Source organism: Actinomadura sp. CNU-125, assembly GCF_001942465.1.
In the GTDB taxonomy this organism is placed as follows: Bacteria; Actinomycetota; Actinomycetes; order Streptosporangiales; family Streptosporangiaceae; genus Spirillospora.
This window is the reverse complement of the sequence record NZ_MKJY01000539.1, coordinates 1-1,296: the sequence shown is the minus strand read 5'-3', so window position 1 is coordinate 1,296 and position 1,296 is coordinate 1. Positions and strand designations below refer to the sequence as shown.

Genomic DNA, 1,296 nt, shown 5'->3' with positions numbered 1-1,296 from the left:
CCGCGTACGCCGAGGAACTGACGCTGCTGGAACGGGTCCTGGCGCTGTGGGCCCGCGTCCCGGACGCCGAGTCCCTGACCGGCCGTCCCCGGCACCGGGTGCTGGAAGCGCCGTCGAGGCCGCCATCGCGACGGGCGACCCGGGCCGCGGGCTGCCGCTCGTGGACCGGGCGCTGGACGGCACCGACCGCGCCCGCGAGCCCGGGCGCGCGGCCGTCCTGCTGGTCCACCGCGCGGCGCTGCGCGGCTACCTCGGCGGCGAGGACGAACTCGACGACCTGCGCGAGGCCGAACGGCTCGCCGCGGCCCCCGGCCGCGTCGGCGTCCAGGTGCTCGCCCGCGCGAGCTCGCGGCTGCTGGTCTGCGGGGACGCCGCCGCCGGGGAACGGCTCGGCCGGGAGGGGCTGGAACTCGCCCGCGACATCGGCCCGCCCGAAGCGGTCCGCGGCCTGGAGGTCACCGTGGCGGCCGCCGCCGCACGGGACGGCGAGGGCGATCACGCACCGCTCGAACGGCTCCTGGACGGCGGCCTCGGCCCGTGGGCGTCCGCCCGGGTGCTCAACATGCTGGCGCACTGCCGCCTGTGCACCGGACGCGCGGCCGACGCGCTCGCCTTCGCGACCGAGGGGCTGGCCGTGGCCGAGCGCGCCGGGCTGGCGCACAGCGCGGGGCTGGCGCCCGCCGTCAACCAGGTCGAGGCCCTGTACCGGCTCGGCCGGTGGGACGAGGCCGCCGCGATCGTCCGGACGCGGCTGGCGCGGCACCACGGCCCGGCCTTCCAGGTGCAGATGACGATCTGGCGGATCGCGCTGCGGGCCGCGCGGGGCTCCGGCCCGGAACCCGGACCGGAGATCTCCGGCGTCCCGCTGGACGCCGGGTACCCGCAGACCGCGCTGCCGCTCGCCCAGATGATCGCCGAGCGGCGGCTGGCGGACGCGCGACCACGCGGCGGCCCGCGCGGCGGTGGACGCCGTCCTGCGCCACCCGCGGCTGACCGCGCAGCCCTGCCACCTGTGGCCGCTGCTGGAGACGGCGGCGCACGCCGGCGGGCCGCGGCTCGCGCGGATCGCGGACCTCGCCGCGCGGCTGCCCGCCGCGACGCCGCCGATGACCCGCCGCACGCCGCCGCCGTGACCGCGCTGACCTGCGACGACCCCGGCGACGCGCGGGACGCGTGGCGCACCGCGATCGCGTCTGGGAGGAACTCGGGCTGCCGTACCCTGGCGGCGCGGGCGCTGCTCGGCGAGGCCCGCGCGGACCTGGCGGCCGGGGACCGCGCGGGCGCCGCCGGACGGCT

The 1,296-nt window shown here is 80.2% G+C and carries 1 protein-coding gene; it reads left to right on the top strand.

The features are described from left to right. Window positions 1–46 precede the first annotated feature (46 nt). On the top strand, window positions 47–1,296 hold a 1,250-nt coding region (locus BJF79_RS39995; protein WP_143220815.1), incomplete at its 3' end, for a hypothetical protein.